The sequence below is a fragment of the Mycobacterium sp. NGS69 genome, assembly GCF_059812165.1.
This window is the reverse complement of sequence record NZ_JCALCD010000009.1, coordinates 201,731-219,107: the sequence shown is the minus strand read 5'-3', so window position 1 is coordinate 219,107 and position 17,377 is coordinate 201,731. Positions and strand designations below refer to the sequence as shown.

Here is a 17,377-nt window from a genome sequence, read left to right as displayed (position 1 = left end):
GCGGCGAACCGCGCGATCTGGATGTGGCCGTCGGGCGTGACGCGCGCCGGGTAGACCGGCACCGACACCCGCGGATCGTCGAGGCAGGACCCGTCCTCCAGCGCGAAAGCCTGCTTGAGGATGGGTGATTGGACGGTGACCCGGCCGCCGCGGTCCCCGACGATCCCCCGCGACAGCACGGCCGCTCCAGAGAACGGGTCGACGTTGCCGACCGCGTGCACCGACCCGTCGTCCAGCCGGAACAGCGCCGCCTGCGAACCGTCGTCGAGCAGAACCCCGACGCCGCGCCCGGGAATCAGGCGGTCGTAGTGGCAGGCGGTCGTCCACACCTGAATGTCTTGAGCGTCGTTGAGAAGTGTCATCGTGTCTCCTTGATTACGACCGGACCCGCGGCATGCCAATGGGCACAGGCACTTTGCGCCCAGCGCGTTCGGTGAACGTCACCGTCGAATCGACGGCGTCGGGGGCGTTGACGAAGGAGACGAACCGCGACAGCTTGTCCGGGTCCTCCAGCACGCCCTTCCATTCGCACTTGTAGTTCTGCACATGCCGCTCCATCGCGGCCTCGAATTCGTCGGCCAAGCCCAGGGAGTCGTCGCACACGACCTCGCGGACGTGATCCAGGCCGCCGTCCAGCGATTCGACCCACGGCGCGGTGCGTTGCAGCCGGTCGGCCGTCCGGATGTAGTACATGAGGAACCGGTCGACATAGCGGACCAGGGTCTCGGTGTCCAAATCGCTGGCCAGCAGCTGGGCGTGCTTGGGCGTCATGCCGCCGTTGCCGCCGACGTAGAGATTCCAACCCTTTTCGGTGGCGATGACGCCCACGTCCTTGCTGCGCGCCTCGGCGCATTCGCGGGCGCAACCGGAGACGCCGAGCTTGATCTTGTGCGGCGCGCGCAGCCCGCGGTACCGCAGCTCCAGATCGATGGCCAGCTGCACCGAATCCTGCTGGCCATAGCGGCACCAGTCGCTGCCCACGCAGCTCTTCACGGTGCGCAGGGCCTTGCCATAGGCATGCCCGGATTCCATGCCGCCGTCGACGAGCCGCTTCCAGATCTGCGGCAGCTGGTCCACGCGGGCGCCGAACAGGTCGATCCGCTGGCCGCCGGTGATCTTGGTGTACAGCCCGAAGTCCTGGGCGATCTGGCCGATCAGGATCAGGTGCTCCGGCTTGATGTCACCGCCGGGAACCCGCGGGACCACCGAGTAGCTCCCGTTCTTTTGGATGTTGGCCAGGAAGTGGTCGTTGGAGTCCTGCAGCGAGGCCTGCTCGCCCTCGAGGATGTGGTCCGAGCCGGTGGACGCCAGGATCGACGCGACCACCGGTTTGCAGATGTCGCAACCCTTTCCGCGGCCGAAGCGCTCCAGCAGTCCCGAGAACGTCCGGATCTCGGTGGCGGTGATGATCTCGAAAAGCTCCGCCCGCGACTGGCTGAAGTGCTCGCACAGCGCCTTGGACTGTTCCACGCCCTCGGCTTCCAGCAGCTGCTTGAGCAGCGGCACGCACGACCCGCACGAGGTGCCCGCGGCCGTGCACGACTTCAGCCCCGGCACATCGGCGCAACCGCCGGCGATCGCGCCCTTCAGATCACCCTTGGTGACGTTGTTGCACGAGCAGATCTGCGCCGAATCGGGCAGCGCCCCCACGCCGAGGCCCGGCGCGCCATCGGCCTGGGCCGGCGCGATCAGCGCCAGCGGATCGCCCGGCAGCTCGCTGCCCACCATGGGCCGCAGCACCCCGTACGACGAGGCGTCGCCCACCAGGACCCCGCCGAGCAGGGTCTTGGCGTCGTCGGACAGCACCAGCTTGGCGTAGGTCCGGTTCACCGCGTCGTTGATGGCGACCTCGAGGCAGTTCTCGGTCACGCCCATCGCGTCGCCGAAGCTGGCGACGTCGACGCCGAGCAGCTTGAGCTTGGTCGACAGGTCCGCTTCGCCGAATTCCGCGGCGCCGTCCAGCAGCCGGTCCGCCACCACCTCGGCCGAGGTGTAGCCGGGGCCGACCAGGCCGTAGCACCGCCCGCCGATCGCCGCGACCTCACCGATCGCGTAGATGTCGGGATCGCTTGTCCGGCAGGACAAATCGGTGAGCACACCGCCCCGCTCGCCCCGCGCAAGCCCGGCGGCCGCCGCCAGCTCGTCGCGCGGCCGGATGCCGGCCGCGAAGATCACCACGCCGGCGTCGATCAGCTCACCGTCGGTCAGGCGCACCCGCGCCGACGTCGAGCCGTCCGGATGCGCGACGGCTTCGATCGATTCGGTGCCCGTCCCCACATGAACGGCGATGTCGAGTTCGGTGACCATCCTGGCCAGTAGCGCGCCACCGGCCTCGTCGATCTGCTGGGCCATCAGCCGCGGCATCATCTCGACGACGTGCGTCTGCAACCCGAACTGGCGCAGCGCATTAGCGGCCTCGAGCCCCAGCAGGCCGCCGCCGATGACCACCCCCGCGGTGGCGTGGCCGGCCTGAACCGTGCGCTGGGCGTCGGCGCGGATCGCGTCGAGGTCGTCGAGCGTGCGGTAGACGTGGCACTGCGGCAACTCGTGGCCGGGCACGGGCGGGACGAACGCATAGGACCCGGTGGCCAGCACCAGGGCGTCGTAGCCGTGCCGTTGACCGTCGGCGGTGACCACGGTCTTTGTGTCGCGGTCGATTTCGGTGACGCGGGCGTTCAGCAGCAGCCGGACCCGGTCGTCGCCGGCATAGTCGTTACCGGGCAGCGCCAGCAGTTGCCGGTCCCAGCTTTCGGTGTAGGAGGTCAAACCGACACGGTCGTAGGCGGCGTCGGCTTCCTCTGCCAAAACCGTGATGCTCCAACGCCCTTCGGTGTCGCGGGCGCGCAGCGCCTCGACCAGCCGGTGGCCGACCATGCCGTGCCCGACCACAATGACGTGACGCGCAACACTATCCGCGCACCAGGTTTCGGATTGGGCCATGCCATGAGGGTAGGGGCGGGAAATTAACTCGGAATCGCTGAATATGACACCCACATGACGGCGTGCTCACACCTCACAACGACGGCTGTGAAACTGTTCGCCGCGGGCGAACGCCCGAGAGGAACTTTAGCGTGGTCGACTCATGTTTGTAGAAATAGCCGGCCGGTAAGGCGCCGGTCACAGCAAACTCACAATGAAGCATAAGGAGATCCCCATGAGCAACCTCGCATTGTGGTCGCGACCGGCCTGGGACACCGACCGCTGGGTGCGCGACTTCTTCGGACCCGCCGCGGCGACCGACTGGGTCAAGCCGGTGAGCAGCGGCTTCACCCCAGCCGCCGAAATCGTCAAGGACGGCGATGACGCGGTGGTCCGCCTGGAACTGCCGGGCGTCGACGTAGAGAAGGATGTCAACGTCGAGGTCGACAAGGGCCGGCTGGTCATCCATGGCGAACACCGCGACGAGCACGCGGAGGAATCGAACGGCCGCACGCTGCGGGAGATTCGGTACGGATCCTTCCGCCGGTCGTTCCAGTTGCCGACGCACGTCACCGGCGAGGCCATCAGCGCCTCCTACGACGACGGCGTGCTGACCGTGCGGGTCGCCGGCGCCTACGCCGGAACCCAGCCGCAGCGCATCGCGATCACCAAGTAATTCCGCGACAGATCAATCCGGCGGGGCCGCGCCAATTCTGGACGGCCTCGCCGGATTCGCGTGTGAAGCCAGGGCTTTGCCTGTGAAGCGCGGGCTTTGGGTGTGAAGCCACGGCGCTGGGTGTGAAGGGTGGGCGGGAAAGCTGCCGAATCCCCGCCCTGGCTTCACCGCGAAAGCCCTGGCTTCACGCTCAATGCCCAGGATTCACCCTCAAGCGGCCCGCCGTGCCGAGAGCTTCAGGCCCAGCGGGCCAGCAGCTCCTTGGCCCGGGCCGCCAGCGCGGCCTGCAGGAACGGCCCGAAGCTGACCCGGGCGACGCCGAGCGGGCCGAACGACGCCGGGTCGTCCTGGTCGGGCAGCGCGAACGCGTTGATCGGCAGCGGCAGCTCGGCGGCCAAGCGCCGCAACGTTTCCGGGTCGTGGTAGCCCACCGGGTAGAGGACGTCGGCGCCCGCGGCGGCAGCCTCGGTCAGCCGCGCCACCGCCCGCTCGACGCGGTCGGCCTCGTCACCGTCGCGCCGCAGGAACAGATCGGTGCGCGCGTTGATCACGACGTGCACGCCGGCCGCGTCGGCGGCCGAGCGCAGCGCCGCCACCAGCTCGGCGTGCTCGGCCGCGGAGCGCAGGCGCCTGCCCTCCGAGTGCACGGTGTCCTCGATGTTCAGCCCGACGGCGCCGACGCCCAGCAGGCCTTCGATCAGGCGGGTCGGCGGCTGCCCGTACCCCGATTCGATGTCCACCGACACCGGGACGTCGACCGCGGCGGTGATCTGGGCGACCCGGGTCAGCACGTCGTCGAACGACATGCCCTCGCCGTCCGGCTTGCCGATCGAGTCGGCGAGTGGATGGCTGCCCACGGTCAGCGCGGCGAATCCCGCGTCGGCGGCCAGGCGGGCCGACCACGCGTCCCACACCGTCGGCAGGATCACCGGGTCGCCCGGCCGGTGCAGGTCGAGCAGGGCCGTGGCGCGCTCGGCGGTGGTTTGGCCTGTCATGGTGTCCGACATTAGGCCGCGACGATCGCTACTATCGAGGGCGTACTGTGATCCGCAACACCGTCTGCGCCCGGAGAAGTAGTAGGAGATCCGTTGAGCACCACGACTGAACTCGCCGAACTGCACGACCTCATCGGTGGCCTGCGGCGGTGCGTGAGCTCATTGCGGGCGCGGTACGGCGACAACCCGGCGATGCGCCGCATCGTCATCGACGCCGACCGGATCCTGTCCGACGTCGAACTGCTCGACACCGACGTCTCCGAGTTGGACCTGGACCGCGCCACGGTGCAGCAGTCCGGCGAGAAGATCGTCATTCCCGACACCCAGTACGACACCGATTTCTGGCGCGATGTCGACGACGAGGGTGTCGGGGGTCACAACAGGTCCTGACAACCTCGGACAACTTCAAGCCCCCCGCGAAACAGGGGGTTTGCTCTGTGTACCCTTCGACAGACAGCCCGTTCGAAGAGGAACACTAGATGAGCGCACCTACGGCGAACCGTCCTGCGTCCGGTGTCTTTTCACCCACACGCGCCCGCATCCCGCAGCGGACCCTACGCACCGACCGGTGGTGGATGTCGCCGTTGCGCATCGACCTGGGCTTCGCGGCTTTCGTCATTTACGCGACGGCGCGGGCGTTCCAGCAGGATTACTTCTTCGTCCCGAAGTACCACTACCTGACGCCGTTCTACTCGCCATGCGTCAGCAAGGCCTGCGGTGAGGCCGGCGACATCTGGCCCCAGTTCCTGCCCGACGTCTGGTGGCTGCCCTACGCGGCGCTGTCGCTGCCGTTCCTGCTGCTGTTCCGGCTGACCTGCTACTACTACCGGGGCGCCTACTACCGCACGGTGTGGCAGTCGCCCAGCGCCTGCGCGGTGGCCGAGCCCCGCGTGCACTACACCGGCGAGACCAAGTTCCCGCTGATCGTCCAAAACACCCACCGCTACTTCTTCTATATCGCCGGCATCATCTCGGTGATCAACACCTATGACGCGATCGTCGCGTTCCATTCCGACAGCGGGCCCGGTGGATTCGGCTTCGGCCTGGGCAACCTGATCCTGCTCGGCAACGTCATCATGCTGTGGATCTACACGCTGTCCTGCCATTCGTGCCGGCACGTGACCGGCGGGCGGCTCAAGCACTTCTCCAAGAACCCTGTGCGGTATTGGATCTGGACCAAGGTCAGCGCCATCAACACCCGGCACAAGCTGTTCGCGTGGATCACGCTGGGCACCCTGATGCTCACCGACTTCTACATCGCGCTGGTGGCCAGCGGCACCATTGGCGACCTGAGATTTGTTGGCTGACAAGCCATTTCGCCGATTATAGAGAGAGCTGAGCGAGGTTTCATGGTTGAGGTCGAGCGGCACGCCTACGACGTAGTCGTCATCGGCGCCGGCGGCGCGGGATTGCGGGCGGTCATCGAGGCGCGCGAGCGGGGCCTGAAGGTCGCGGTGGTGTCCAAGTCCCTGTTCGGCAAGGCCCACACGGTGATGGCCGAGGGCGGCTGCGCGGCAGCCATGGGCAACACCAACCCCAAGGACAACTGGAAGACCCACTTCGGCGACACCATGCGCGGCGGGAAATTCCTCAACAACTGGCGGATGGCCGAGCTGCACGCCAAGGAGGCCCCGGACCGCGTCTGGGAGCTGGAAACCTACGGCGCGCTGTTCGATCGCCTCAAGGACGGCAAGATCAGCCAGCGCAACTTCGGCGGGCACACCTACCCGAGGCTGGCGCACGTCGGTGACCGCACCGGCCTGGAGCTGATCCGCACCATGCAGCAGAAGATCGTTTCGCTGCAGCAGGAGGACTACGCCGAAGTCGGCGACTACGAGGCGCGCATCCGGGTGTTCGCCGAGTGCACCATCACCGAACTGATCAAGGACGGCGACAGGATCGCCGGGGCGTTCGGCTACTGGCGCGAGAGCGGCAACTTCGTCCTGTTCGAGGCGCCGGCCGTGGTGCTGGCCACCGGCGGCATCGGCAAGTCGTTCAAGGTCACCTCGAACTCCTGGGAGTACACCGGTGACGGGCACGCGCTGGCCTTGCGGGCGGGCGCGTCGCTGATCAACATGGAGTTCGTCCAGTTCCACCCGACCGGCATGGTGTGGCCGCCGAGCGTCAAGGGGATCCTGGTCACCGAGGGTGTGCGCGGCGACGGCGGGGTGCTGAAGGACTCCGACGGCAAGCGCTTCATGTTCGAATACATCCCGCCGGTGTTCAAGGGCCAGTACGCCGAAACGGAGCAAGAGGCCGACCAGTGGCTCAAGGACAACGACTCGGCCCGCCGCACCCCGGACCTGCTGCCGCGCGACGAGGTCGCGCGCGCGATCAACTCGGAGGTCAAGGCCGGCCGGGGCAGCCCACACGGCGGCGTGTACCTCGACATCGCGTCCCGGCTGACGCCCGACGAGATCAAGCGGCGGCTGCCGTCGATGTACCACCAGTTCAAGGAGCTGGCCGGGGTCGACATCACCAAGGAGCCAATGGAAGTCGGGCCCACCTGCCACTACGTGATGGGTGGCGTGGAGGTCGACGCCGACACCGGCGCGGCCACCGTCCCCGGCCTGTTCGCGGCCGGCGAGTGCTCGGGCGGCATGCACGGCTCCAACCGGCTGGGCGGCAACTCGCTGTCGGACCTGCTGGTGTTCGGCCGGCGCGCCGGCTTGGGGGCGGCCGACTACGTGCGGGCGCTGAGCAGCCGCCCGACGGTCGCGGAGGACGCCGTCGAGACGGCGGCCCAGCGCGCGCTCGCGCCCTTCGAGGGACCGACGAACGGCGCCGCGGCCGAGAACCCCTACACCCTGCAGCTGGAACTGCAGCAGTCGATGAACGATCTGGTCGGCATCATCCGCAAGGCGGAGGAGATCTCCGAGGCCCTCGGCCGGCTCGACAAACTGCGCGAGCGGTTCAAGAACATCCACGTCGAGGGGCAGCGGCGGTACAACCCCGGCTGGAACCTGGCCATCGACCTGCGCAACATGCTGCTGGTCAGCGAGTGCGTGGCCAAGGCCGCGCTGGAGCGCACCGAGAGCCGCGGCGGGCACACCCGCGACGATCACCCGTCGATGGACTCGTCCTGGCGCAAGGTGTTGCTGGTCTGCCGGGCGTCCGGCGGCGACGAGGTGCTGCCCGACATCAGCATCACGCGCGAGGACCAGGTGCCGATGCGGCCCGATCTGCTGGAGCTCTTCGAGATCTCCGAGCTGGAGAAGTACTACACCGACGGAGAACTGGCCGACCACCCAGGACGGAGAGGCTGATGACCTACAACGCGACCATGCGGGTGTGGCGCGGCGACGAGGCCGGCGGCGCGCTGGAGGACTTCACCGTCGAGGTCAACGAGGGCGAGGTGGTGCTCGACATCATCCATCGCCTGCAGCAGACCCAGACGCCCGACCTCGCGGTGCGGTGGAACTGCAAGGCCGGCAAGTGCGGCTCGTGCTCGGCGGAGATCAACGGCTACCCCCGCTTGATGTGCATGACCCGGATGTCCACGTTCGCCGAGGACGAGGTCGTGACCGTCACGCCGCTGCGGACGTTCCCGGTGATCCGCGACCTGGTGACCGACGTCTCGTTCAACTACGAAAAGGCCCGCGAGATACCGTCTTTCGCGCCGCCCAAGGACCTGCAGCCGGGCGAGTACCGGATGGCGCAGGTCGACGTGCAGCGCTCGCAGGAGTTCCGCAAGTGCATCGAGTGCTTCCTGTGCCAGAACGTCTGCCACGTGGTCCGCGACCACGAGGAGAACAAGAAGGCGTTCGCCGGGCCGCGCTACCTGATGCGCATCGCCGAGCTGGAGATGCACCCGCTGGACACGCTGGACCGGCGCAACCAGGCGCAGGAAGAGCACGGCCTGGGCTACTGCAACATCACCAAGTGCTGCACCGAGGTGTGCCCCGAGAACATCAAGATCACCGACAACGCGCTGATCCCGATGAAAGAGCGGGTCGCCGACCGCAAGTACGACCCCGTGGTTTGGCTGGGCAACAAGCTGTTCCGCCGCGGCTAGGCGGGGGCGGCATCGCCGTGGCCTAGACGCCGAGCCGGCGGAAGGTGCTGCGGTGGAACACGATGGGCGCCACCTCGGCGTCGACCGTCACCTCGCTGACCCGCAGCACCACGATGGTGTGGTCCCCCGCCGGGATCAGTTGTTCGATCGCGCTCTCCAGCCACAGGCCGGTGCCCTTGATGAACACCGCGCCGCTGTCGTAGGACACCGTCTCCAGCCCGGCGAAGCGGTCGCCGGTCTTGGCCGCCAACGTGCGCGCGGCCGCGTCATGGACCTCGCCGAGCACGCTGATGCCCAGCATCGGCACGGCCTTGAGTTTGGGCCAGGTCGTCGAGGTGTTCTGCACGCAGAACGACACCAGCGGCGGCTCGAGTGAAACGGGGACGAAGGTGCTGGCGGCCAAGCCTTCTCGGATCCCCTCGACCTCGGCGGCGATGGCCACCACGCCGGACGGAAAGTGGCCGAATGCCTCACGAAGCGTGGACGGCGTCAGATTCTTGTTCGGGTTCACCGCGGTCATTCGCCCCTTGCGCCGAGGACGGAATTCTCGTCCCCGACCCTACCTGCCGAATATCCGTGGGCTGAAGCCACATCCGGATGCGCCCGCAGCCTGCTCTTCCAGGCGTTGCGGCCGTAGACCGAGAAGATCGGATCCGACGGGTCGTCCCTTTTCGCGGCCCGCGCCGCCAATTCCTCGGGCAACGCCAGCACCGGGATCTGCGCGTCCAGTCGCGGGTTGAAGAAGTACGGCACCGAGATGCGCTCCCCGGCCGGGCCGGCCAGGTTCACCCGGTGCTCGGTGGCCCGCAGGTAGCCGCCCGTGGCCACCTCGAGCAGCTCGCCGATGTTGACGATGAACGCGCCCTCCACCGGCGGCACGTCGATCCAGCCCGCGTGGCCGCCCCGTCGCACCTGCAGGCCACGGCTGCCCGGCTCGGCGAGCAGCAGCGTGAGCACGCCGGCGTCGCGGTGCGCGCCCACGCCCTGGGGGCTGGCCGCGCGGGCGGGGTAGCGGATGATCTTGATCAGCGTGGCGGGCGCGTCGGCGAACGCGGCGTCGAACGCGTCCGGCGGGCTGCCCAGCGACGCCGCCCAATGCCGGAGCAGGCGGCGGGCCACCACGGAAAGGGCGGCGTCCCACTCGTCGATGATCGCGGGCAACTCGGGCAGGGCCTCCGGCCACTGATTCGGGCCCTGCAGCCACAGGTAGTCCGGACTGCCGGGACCGCCGATCGGGGGGCGTTCGGGGCCGAGGTCGATCTGCTCGCGCCAGTCCACCCGGCCCCGGGTCAGCTCGCCGCCCAGCCGGGTGTAGCCGCGGAAATGCGGGCTGCGCACCATCGCGATCGCGTCCTTGTCGGCCTCCGGCAGCGCGAACAAGCGGCGCGCCGCGTCGAGCACCCGGGCGGCTAGTTCGCCGGGCACGTCGTGGCCGATCAGGTAGAAGAAACCGACGTCGTGGGCGGCCTCGCGAAGGCCCTCCCGCAGGGCTTCCGGGGCGGTTCGAAGGTCCACCACGGGCAGCGCTGTGACGCGCCTCACGTCCGTCATGGCCACATCATCTCCGCAGGTCAGGCGCGAAAGAAGGGACTGCCCAACCGGTTGGTTAGTTAGACGGTGGAATCTAGCTCACACTCGCTTGCTTCGGCGACAATAACGGTTATATTTTAGGGCAGTTACTGGTGGGTAACTTAGACCTAGTACCCAACCACAAGTGGCATTCTCAACGAGGAGGAACGTAGTGGGCCACTACAAGAGCAACGTCCGTGACCAGGTATTCAACCTGTTCGAAGTCTTCGGCGTTGACAAGGCATTAGGCCAAGGCGAGTACAGCGACCTCGACGTCGACACCGCCCAGGAAATGCTGTCCGAGATCAGCCGGCTGGCCGAGGGCCCGGTCGCGGAATCGTTCGTCGAGGGCGACCGCAACCCGCCGGTCTTCGACCCGGAGACCCACTCGGTGGCGCTGCCGGAGGCCTTCAAGGAGTCGGTCCGCGCCGTCCAGGAGGCCGGTTGGGACAAAGCCGGCGTCGACGAGGCACTCGGCGGCATGCCGATGCCAAAGGCACTGGTATGGGCGCTGCACGAGCACATCCTGGGCGCCAACCCGGCGGTATGGATGTACGCCGGCGGCGCCGGATTCGCCAACGTCATCTACCACCTCGGCACCGAGGAGCAGAAGAAGTGGGCCACGCTGATCGCGGAGCGCGGATGGGGTGCGACCATGGTGCTCACCGAGCCGGACGCCGGCTCGGACGTCGGCGCCGGGCGCACCAAGGCGGTGCAGCAGGAGGACGGCTCCTGGCACATCGACGGCGTCAAGCGGTTCATCACCTCGGGTGACTCCGGTGACCTGTTCGAGAACATCGTCCACCTGGTGCTGGCCCGTCCCGAGGGCGCCGGCCCCGGTACCAAGGGTCTGTCGCTGTTCATCGTGCCCAAGTTCCTGTTCGACTTCGAGACCGGCGAACCGGGCGAGCGCAACGGCGCCTTCGTCACCAACGTCGAGCACAAGATGGGCCTGAAGGTCTCGGCGACCTGTGAGCTGTCGCTCGGCCAGCACGGCGTGCCCGCCAAGGGCTGGCTGGTCGGCGAGGTGCACAACGGCATCGCGCAGATGTTCGACGTCATCGAGATGGCGCGGATGATGGTCGGCACCAAGGCGATCGCCACCCTGTCCACCGGCTACCTGAACGCGTTGGAGTACGCCAAGTCCCGGGTGCAGGGCGCCGACATGACCCAGATGACCGACAAGACCGCGCCGCGGGTGACCATCACGCACCACCCCGACGTGCGCCGGTCGCTGATGACCCAGAAGGCCTACGCCGAGGGTCTGCGCGCGCTGTACCTGTTCACCGCGACCTACCAGGACGCGGCGGTCGCCGAGGCGCTGCACGGTGTGGACGCCGAGCTGGCCGTCAAGGTCAACGACCTGATGCTGCCGGTGGTCAAGGGTGTGGGCTCCGAGCAGGCCTACGCCAAGCTGACCGAGAGCCTGCAGACGTTCGGTGGGTCCGGCTTCCTGCAGGACTACCCGATCGAGCAGTACATCCGTGACGCCAAGATCGACTCGCTCTACGAGGGCACCACGGCCATCCAGGCGCAGGACTTCTTCTTCCGCAAGATCGTCCGCGACAAGGGTGTGGCGCTGGCCCACGTGTCCGGGGAGATCCAGAAGTTCGTCGACAGCGAGTCCGGCAACGGCCGGCTCAAGACCGAGCGCGAGCTGCTCGGCAAGGCGCTGACCGACGTGCAGGCCATGGCGGCCACCCTGACCGGCTACCTGATGGCCGCGCAGGAGGACGTCACCAGCCTGTACAAGGTGGGCCTGGGCTCGGTGCGCTTCCTGATGAGCGTCGGCGACCTGGTCATCGGCTGGTTGCTGCAGCGTCAGGCCGCGGTTGCGGTGGCGGCGCTGGACGCCGGCGCCAGCGGCGCCGAGCGGTCCTTCTACGAGGGCAAGATCGCGGTGGCATCGTTCTTCGCGAAAAACTTCCTGCCCCTGCTGGCCAGCACCCGCGAGGTCATCGAGACGCTGGACAACGACATCATGGAGCTCGACGAGGCGGCGTTCTAGACGCTGGGCCTCAGCAAAAACCCCGCTTCCGGCTGGAGGCGGGGTTTTTGTATGTAAGCAAAAAAGACCGCCGCTGGATCCCCTCAGTCCAGCGGCGGCCCTTTTCGCCCCCCGCCCACGATCGGCGGTCGATTCAGGGATGCCCCGTATTGCCGTCGGGGTCGGGGGGTCAGACCACAACACGGGGCTATCCGGACGGTCGGATACCCAAGAGCCCCGGTTCGTAACCGACTGTGACCGAATTCATTCGCGCCCGATGTTTGAGGCGATCAGGCCTCCAGGATCGCGGCCACGCCCTGGCCGCCGGCGGCGCAGATGGAGATCAGCGCCCGTAGGGTGCCGCCGCCCTTCTGCTCGGCCTTCTTCTCGGCCAGCTGCTTGGCGGCCTGCGCCAGGATCCGCCCGCCGGTGGCCGCGAAGGGATGCCCGGCGGCCAGCGACGACCCGTTGACGTTCAGCTTGGCCCGATCGATGGACCCGAGCGCGGCGTCGAGCCCCAGCCGCTCCTTGCAGTACTCCTCGGATTCCCAGGCCTGTAGGTGGGCCAGCACCACCGACGCGAACGCCTCGTGGATCTCGTAGAAATCGAAGTCCTGCAGGCTCAGTCCGTTCCGGGCCAGCAGCCGGGGCACCGCGTACGTCGGCGCCATCAGCAACCCGTCGCGCCCGTTGACGTAGTCCACCGCGGCGGTTTCCGCGTCCATCAGGTAGGCCAGCGGAGTCAGGGAGTGGGCGGCCGCCCACTCCTCGCTGGCCAGCAGCGCGACCGACGCGCCGTCCGTCAGCGGGGTGGAGTTGCCGGCCGTCATCGTCGCGTCGCCGTTCTTCACCCCGAACACGGGGCGCAGCGTCGCCAGCTTTTCGGTGCTGGCGTTGGCGCGCAGGTTGTCGTCCCGGTAGAGCCCGAGGAAGGGCGTGACGAGGTCGTCGAAAAAGCCCCGGTCGTAGGCGGCGGCCATGTTGCGATGGCTGGCGACGGCCAGCTCGTCCTGGTCGACGCGCTTGATGCCCATCTGCTTAGTGGTGATGGCGGCGTGCTCGCCCATCGACAACCCGGTGCGCGGCTCGCTGTTGGCGGGGATCTCGATCCCCAGCGTGGCGGGCAGCGTGCCGACCAGCTTGAGACGTTCCAGGTTCGACTTGGACCGGCGCAGCTTGAGCAGCTGGCGGCGCAGGTTGTCGCCCAGGCCGATCGGCGGGTCGGAGGTGGTGTCCACCCCGCCGGCGGCGGCCACCTCGTAGCGGCCGGCGGCGACGCCGTCGGCCGCGGCGATCGCGGCCTGCAGCCCCGTCCCGCACGCCTGCTGAACGTCGAACGCGGGCGTGTACGACGACAGCTCGGAGCCCAGCACGCACTCGCGGGTCAGGTTGAAGTCGCGGCTGTGCTTTAGCACCGCGCCGCCGACCACCACGCCCAGCCGCTCGCCTGCCAGCCCGAACCTGTCCACCAGCCCGTCCAGGGCGGCGGTGAACATGTCCTGGTTGGACGCTTCGGCGTACGCGCCGTCCGACCGCGCGAACGGGATGCGATTGCCGCCCAGTACCGCGACTGGTCGCCTGGTCTTAGAACTCGCAGGGGCCACTTTTCTCTCCGTGCATCTCCGGGTACATCACTTTTTGAACCGGCCGTTGTTCGCCATACTACTCACTGTTCTTACTCTGAAGTAAGTTCGTCCCGATACGGTTGTCCGACAAACGGCATTACCCAGGAAGGCAGCTCAGTGGCTCCCAAAGGCTCGTCCGATCTGTTCTCGCAGGTGGTCAACTCCGGCCCCGGATCGTTTCTGGCAAAGCAGCTCGGCATCCCGCAGCCCGAGACGCTTCGCCGGTACCGGCCCGGTGAGCCGCCGCTGGCGGGCTCCCTGCTGATCGGCGGCGAGGGCAGGGTGGCCGAGCCGCTGCGCGCGGCCCTGCATGCCGACTACGACGTGGTGGGCGCCAACCTGGGCGGCCGCTGGGCCGACAAGTTCGCCGGGCTGGTGTTCGACGCCACCGGCATCACGGCGCCGGCCGGGCTCAAGGGCCTCTACGAGTTCTTCACCCCGGTGCTGCGCAATCTGGGCCACAACGCCCGCGTCGTGGTGGTCGGCACCACGCCCGACGCCGCCGCCAGCACCGACGAGCGCATCGCCCAGCGCGCGCTGGAGGGCTTCACCCGCTCGCTGGGCAAGGAGCTGCGCAACGGGTCCACCGCGCAGCTGGTGTACCTGTCGCCGGACGCCAAGCCCGCCGCCACCGGCCTGGAATCCACGATGCGGTTCATCCTCTCGGGCAAGTCCGCCTACGTCGACGGCCAGGTCTTCTATGTCGGCGAGGCCGACTCCACCCCGCCGGCCGACTGGGAACGGCCGCTGGACTCCCAAGTGGCCATCGTGACCGGCGCCGCCCGCGGCATCGGCGCCTGCATCGCCGAGGTGTTCGCCCGCGACGGCGCCCGCGTCGTCGCCATCGACGTGGAGTCGGCCGCCGAGGCTCTCGCCGAGACCGCCAGCCGGGTCGGGGGCACCCCGCTGTGGCTGGACGTCACCGCAGACGACGCGGTCGACAAGATCACCGAGCACCTGCGCGACCACTACGCCGGGCACGCCGACGTCCTGGTCAACAACGCCGGCATCACCCGCGACAAGCTGCTGGCCAACATGGACGACGCGCGTTGGGACGCCGTGCTGGCCGTCAACCTGCTTGCCCCGCAACGGCTTACCGAGGGCCTGATCGGCAACGGCAGCATCGGCGAGGGGGGCCGGGTGATCGGCCTGTCGTCGATGGCCGGCATCGCGGGCAACCGCGGGCAGACCAACTACGCCACCACCAAGGCCGGCATGATCGGCCTGACCCAGGCGCTGGCGCCGGGGCTCTACGCGAAGGGCATCACGATCAACGCGGTCGCGCCCGGCTTCATCGAAACCCAGATGACCGCGGCCATCCCGCTGGCCACCCGCGAGGTCGGCCGCCGGATGAACTCGCTGCTGCAGGGCGGGCAGCCCGTCGATGTGGCCGAGGCCATCGCGTATTTCGCCAGCCCCGCGTCGAACGCGGTGACCGGCAACGTCATTCGCGTCTGCGGCCAGGCGATGTTGGGGGCATGATGAACCAGCCAAGCGGTTTGCGAAACATGCTGCGCGCGGCGGCCGGGGCGCTGCCCCTGCTGCCCCGCTCGGACCAGCTGCCGAGCCGCACGGTGACGGTCGAGGAACTGCCCATCGACCAGACGAACGTGGCCGAGTACGCGGGCGTCACGGGCCTGCGCTACGGCAACCACGTGCCGCTGACCTACCCGTTCGCGTTGACGTTTCCCGCGATGATGTCGCTGGTGACCGGCTTCGACTTTCCTTTCGCCGCAATGGGATCGGTGCACACCGAAAACCGCATCACGCAGTACCGCCCGATCGCGGTGACCGACACGGTCGGCGTGCGCGTGCGCGCGGAGAACCTGCGCGAACACCGCAAGGGCCTGCTGGTGGATCTGGTGACCGACGTCAGCGTCGGCAATGACGTCGCGTGGCACCAGGTGACCACCTTCCTGCACCAGCAACGCACCAGCCTGTCCGACGAGCCCAAACCGCCGCCGCAGAAGCAGCCGAAGCTGCCCCCGCCGAGCACCGTGCTGCGGATCAGCCCCGGCCAGATCCGCCGCTACGCCGCGGTCGGCGGCGACCACAACCCGATCCACACGAACCCGATCGCCGCCAAGCTGTTCGGCTTCCCGACCGTCATCGCGCACGGGATGTTCAGCGCCGCAGCGGTATTGGCGAACATCGAGGCCCGGATTCCCGACGCGGCGCAGTACTCGGTGCGGTTCGGCAAGCCGCTGGTGCTGCCCGGCACCGCGGGGCTGTACATCGACGAGGGCGACGACGGCGGCTGGGATCTGTCGCTGCGCAACGTCGCGAAGGGCTATCCCTATCTAACCGGCAGCGTCCGGGGCCTCTAGCCCGCGGGCCGGCGGCCGAGCGCGAGCACCTTCAATCCGTAAGCGCCGCAGGCGGTCAGCAGGAAGACGCCGAACAGCCACAGCGGCGGGTGGGCCAGCTCCCAGACGAAGATCGCCGCCCAGATCGGTGAACCCTGGGTCACCGCGAGCACCCCGGCGGCCCCCGCCAGCGAGACGGCCGGCGTGTGCAGGTGCGTCCCGGCCGCCCAATTGACGGCCAGCACCAGGGCCGATCCCGCCGCCGCGCCGGTGGCCAGCGAGGGCGTGAGCATTCCGCCCGCCCCGCCGGCGCGCAGGAACAGCGCCGTCAGCAGCGGTTTCAACACCAGGATGACCAGGGCCGCCGACAGGGTCATGCGGCTGGCGAGGCTGACGGTCAGGATGCTGCGGCCGTTGCCGGGCAACTCCGGGAACCAATGCGAGCAGATGCCCATCACCACACCCGCGGCGGCCAGCGCCGGGACCAGCACCCACGAACGCATCACCCGGGCCGGCCGCGCCGCCGCCATCAGACGGTTGAACGCCAACCCCACCGCGAGGGTCACCGGCGCCAGGATCAGCCCGTGCGCGGTCAGCAGGTACGACGATTCCGCGCTGGGCCAGGCCAGGCTCGGCTGGTCGTGCGTTTCGGCCGAGCAGATCGCGACGGCCAGGCTCGACGTGAGCAGGGCCGCGCCCACCGCCCGGGGATGCCAGGTGTTGAGCATGATCCGCACGGCGAACAGCGCGCCGGCCAGCGGGACGGCGTAGACGGCGCCAAGACCCGCCCCCGCCGCACACGCCAGCAAGACCTGGCGGTCATGGCCGGACAGCCGCTTCAGCCATGCGGTGGCGAAATCGCCCAGGGCCGCGGCGAATTGGCGCGGGGCGCCCTCGCGGCCCAGTGATGCGCCGGAGCCGACCAGCAGCACCTGCAACACCGCGTCGACACTCCACGCCAGCCGCGGGATCGGCTCGCGGCGGGCGATGGTCCCCGCCAGCGGCGGCACCGGGGTGCGGCGGCGCAGGAGCCACCAGCCCAGTCCCGCCAGCGCGCCGCCGACCACCGGCCCCAGCGCACGGCGGACGGGGCCGCTGCCGGTGATCCCGGTCAGCAGCGGGCCGAAACTGTAGTGATAGGTGATGTGCTCGACGAGCCGCAGCACCTCCGTCGTCGCCAACCCGGCGGCCCCGGCCAGCAACCCGACGATGACTACGGCGCAAAAGAAGTCGAGGTTGCGGCGGGGAGGCGATCGAGGCGGAGGGGCCACCCCACGAATGTAGG

At 68.6% G+C, this 17,377-nt stretch carries 15 protein-coding genes; 8 read left to right on the top strand and 7 right to left on the bottom strand.

Features of this window, described 5'->3' with window-relative positions; genetic code table 11:
• Together nirD and nirB are read right to left on the bottom strand one after the other, a co-directional pair.
• The coding region (gene nirD / locus AC5Y2S_RS24850; RefSeq protein ID WP_499902888.1) for a nitrite reductase small subunit NirD at window positions 1-362 on the bottom strand (362 nt) is incomplete at its 3' end.
• 13 nt (window positions 363-375) lie between these two features.
• On the bottom strand, window positions 376-2,940 hold the full coding sequence (nirB, locus tag AC5Y2S_RS24845; protein WP_499958986.1) for a nitrite reductase large subunit NirB: 2,565 nt from the start codon (window positions 2,938-2,940) through the stop codon (window positions 376-378).
• A 214-nt stretch (window positions 2,941-3,154) separates the two neighbouring features.
• Between nirB and AC5Y2S_RS24840 the strand changes: the two genes are divergently transcribed.
• Window positions 3,155-3,595 (top strand): Hsp20/alpha crystallin family protein, encoded by a 441-nt coding sequence (locus AC5Y2S_RS24840; protein WP_499958984.1) that lies wholly within the window; start codon window positions 3,155-3,157, stop codon window positions 3,593-3,595.
• A gap of 236 nt (window positions 3,596-3,831) precedes the next feature.
• Here the strand turns inward: AC5Y2S_RS24840 and AC5Y2S_RS24835 are convergent, their stop codons facing one another.
• Entirely contained in the window at window positions 3,832-4,590 is a 759-nt protein-coding gene (locus AC5Y2S_RS24835) for an isocitrate lyase/PEP mutase family protein (protein WP_499958983.1), read from the bottom strand.
• 93 nt (window positions 4,591-4,683) lie between these two features.
• Here AC5Y2S_RS24835 and AC5Y2S_RS24830 point away from each other — a divergent pair, with 93 nt between their 5' ends.
• From AC5Y2S_RS24830 to AC5Y2S_RS24815, 4 genes are all read left to right on the top strand, one after another.
• On the top strand, window positions 4,684-4,980 hold the full coding sequence (locus AC5Y2S_RS24830; RefSeq protein WP_499958981.1) for an Rv0250c family protein: 297 nt from the start codon (window positions 4,684-4,686) through the stop codon (window positions 4,978-4,980).
• An 89-nt stretch (window positions 4,981-5,069) separates the two neighbouring features.
• Complete coding sequence (gene sdhC / locus AC5Y2S_RS24825) at window positions 5,070-5,897, top strand: succinate dehydrogenase subunit SdhC (protein ID WP_499902883.1); 828 nt, start codon at window positions 5,070-5,072, stop codon at window positions 5,895-5,897.
• 42 nt (window positions 5,898-5,939) lie between these two features.
• Window positions 5,940-7,856 (top strand): fumarate reductase/succinate dehydrogenase flavoprotein subunit, encoded by a 1,917-nt coding sequence (locus tag AC5Y2S_RS24820; RefSeq protein WP_499958980.1) that lies wholly within the window; start codon window positions 5,940-5,942, stop codon window positions 7,854-7,856.
• A complete protein-coding gene (locus AC5Y2S_RS24815; protein WP_499902881.1) occupies window positions 7,856-8,605 on the top strand; it encodes a succinate dehydrogenase/fumarate reductase iron-sulfur subunit in 750 nt (249 codons plus the stop codon). Before AC5Y2S_RS24820 ends, AC5Y2S_RS24815 begins: the two co-directional genes overlap by 1 nt.
• Window positions 8,606-8,627: 22 nt before the next feature.
• On the opposite strand, the gene AC5Y2S_RS24810 is transcribed toward AC5Y2S_RS24815, so the two are convergent.
• Entirely contained in the window at window positions 8,628-9,116 is a 489-nt protein-coding gene (locus tag AC5Y2S_RS24810) for a flavin reductase family protein (RefSeq protein WP_499959015.1), read from the bottom strand.
• 5 nt (window positions 9,117-9,121) lie between these two features.
• Window positions 9,122-10,156 carry an isopenicillin N synthase family dioxygenase gene (locus tag AC5Y2S_RS24805; protein ID WP_499958978.1) on the bottom strand — a complete coding sequence of 345 codons (1,035 nt, stop codon included), beginning with the start codon at window positions 10,154-10,156 and terminating at the stop codon, window positions 9,122-9,124.
• 190 nt (window positions 10,157-10,346) lie between these two features.
• On the opposite strand from AC5Y2S_RS24805, the gene AC5Y2S_RS24800 reads away from it, so the two are divergent.
• Window positions 10,347-12,182: an acyl-CoA dehydrogenase gene (locus AC5Y2S_RS24800; RefSeq protein ID WP_499958976.1), complete on the top strand. Its 1,836-nt coding sequence runs from the start codon at window positions 10,347-10,349 to the stop codon at window positions 12,180-12,182.
• Between the two features lie 269 nt (window positions 12,183-12,451).
• Here AC5Y2S_RS24800 and AC5Y2S_RS24795 read toward each other — a convergent pair whose 3' ends face one another.
• Entirely contained in the window at window positions 12,452-13,765 is a 1,314-nt protein-coding gene (locus tag AC5Y2S_RS24795) for an acetyl-CoA C-acetyltransferase (RefSeq protein WP_499958974.1), read from the bottom strand.
• Between the two features lie 138 nt (window positions 13,766-13,903).
• Here AC5Y2S_RS24795 and AC5Y2S_RS24790 point away from each other — a divergent pair, with 138 nt between their 5' ends.
• Window positions 13,904-15,268 (top strand): 3-oxoacyl-ACP reductase, encoded by a 1,365-nt coding sequence (locus tag AC5Y2S_RS24790; protein WP_499958972.1) that lies wholly within the window; start codon window positions 13,904-13,906, stop codon window positions 15,266-15,268.
• Window positions 15,268-16,113 (top strand): MaoC/PaaZ C-terminal domain-containing protein, encoded by an 846-nt coding sequence (locus AC5Y2S_RS24785; protein ID WP_499959014.1) that lies wholly within the window; start codon window positions 15,268-15,270, stop codon window positions 16,111-16,113. The genes AC5Y2S_RS24790 and AC5Y2S_RS24785 overlap by 1 nt, the downstream gene beginning before the upstream one ends.
• Here the strand turns inward: AC5Y2S_RS24785 and AC5Y2S_RS24780 are convergent.
• On the bottom strand, window positions 16,110-17,363 hold the full coding sequence (locus AC5Y2S_RS24780; protein ID WP_499958970.1) for a chloride channel protein: 1,254 nt from the start codon (window positions 17,361-17,363) through the stop codon (window positions 16,110-16,112). The two genes, AC5Y2S_RS24785 and AC5Y2S_RS24780, sit on opposite strands and share 4 nt — an antisense overlap.
• Between the last annotated feature and the right edge of the window lie 14 nt (window positions 17,364-17,377).

Excerpts from the sequence above, each read along its gene's own strand:
- nirB (WP_499958986.1), bottom strand. The coding sequence starts at position 2,940 with ATGGCCCAATCCGAAACCTGGTGCGCGGATAGTGTTGCGCGTCACGTC.
- AC5Y2S_RS24840 (WP_499958984.1), top strand. The coding sequence starts at position 3,155 with ATGAGCAACCTCGCATTGTGGTCGCGACCGGCCTGGGACACCGACCGC.
- AC5Y2S_RS24835 (WP_499958983.1), bottom strand. The coding sequence starts at position 4,590 with ATGACAGGCCAAACCACCGCCGAGCGCGCCACGGCCCTGCTCGACCTG.
- sdhC (WP_499902883.1), top strand. The coding sequence starts at position 5,070 with ATGAGCGCACCTACGGCGAACCGTCCTGCGTCCGGTGTCTTTTCACCC.
- AC5Y2S_RS24820 (WP_499958980.1), top strand. The coding sequence starts at position 5,940 with ATGGTTGAGGTCGAGCGGCACGCCTACGACGTAGTCGTCATCGGCGCC.
- AC5Y2S_RS24815 (WP_499902881.1), top strand. The coding sequence starts at position 7,856 with ATGACCTACAACGCGACCATGCGGGTGTGGCGCGGCGACGAGGCCGGC.
- AC5Y2S_RS24805 (WP_499958978.1), bottom strand. The coding sequence starts at position 10,156 with ATGACGGACGTGAGGCGCGTCACAGCGCTGCCCGTGGTGGACCTTCGA.
- AC5Y2S_RS24785 (WP_499959014.1), top strand. The coding sequence starts at position 15,268 with ATGAACCAGCCAAGCGGTTTGCGAAACATGCTGCGCGCGGCGGCCGGG.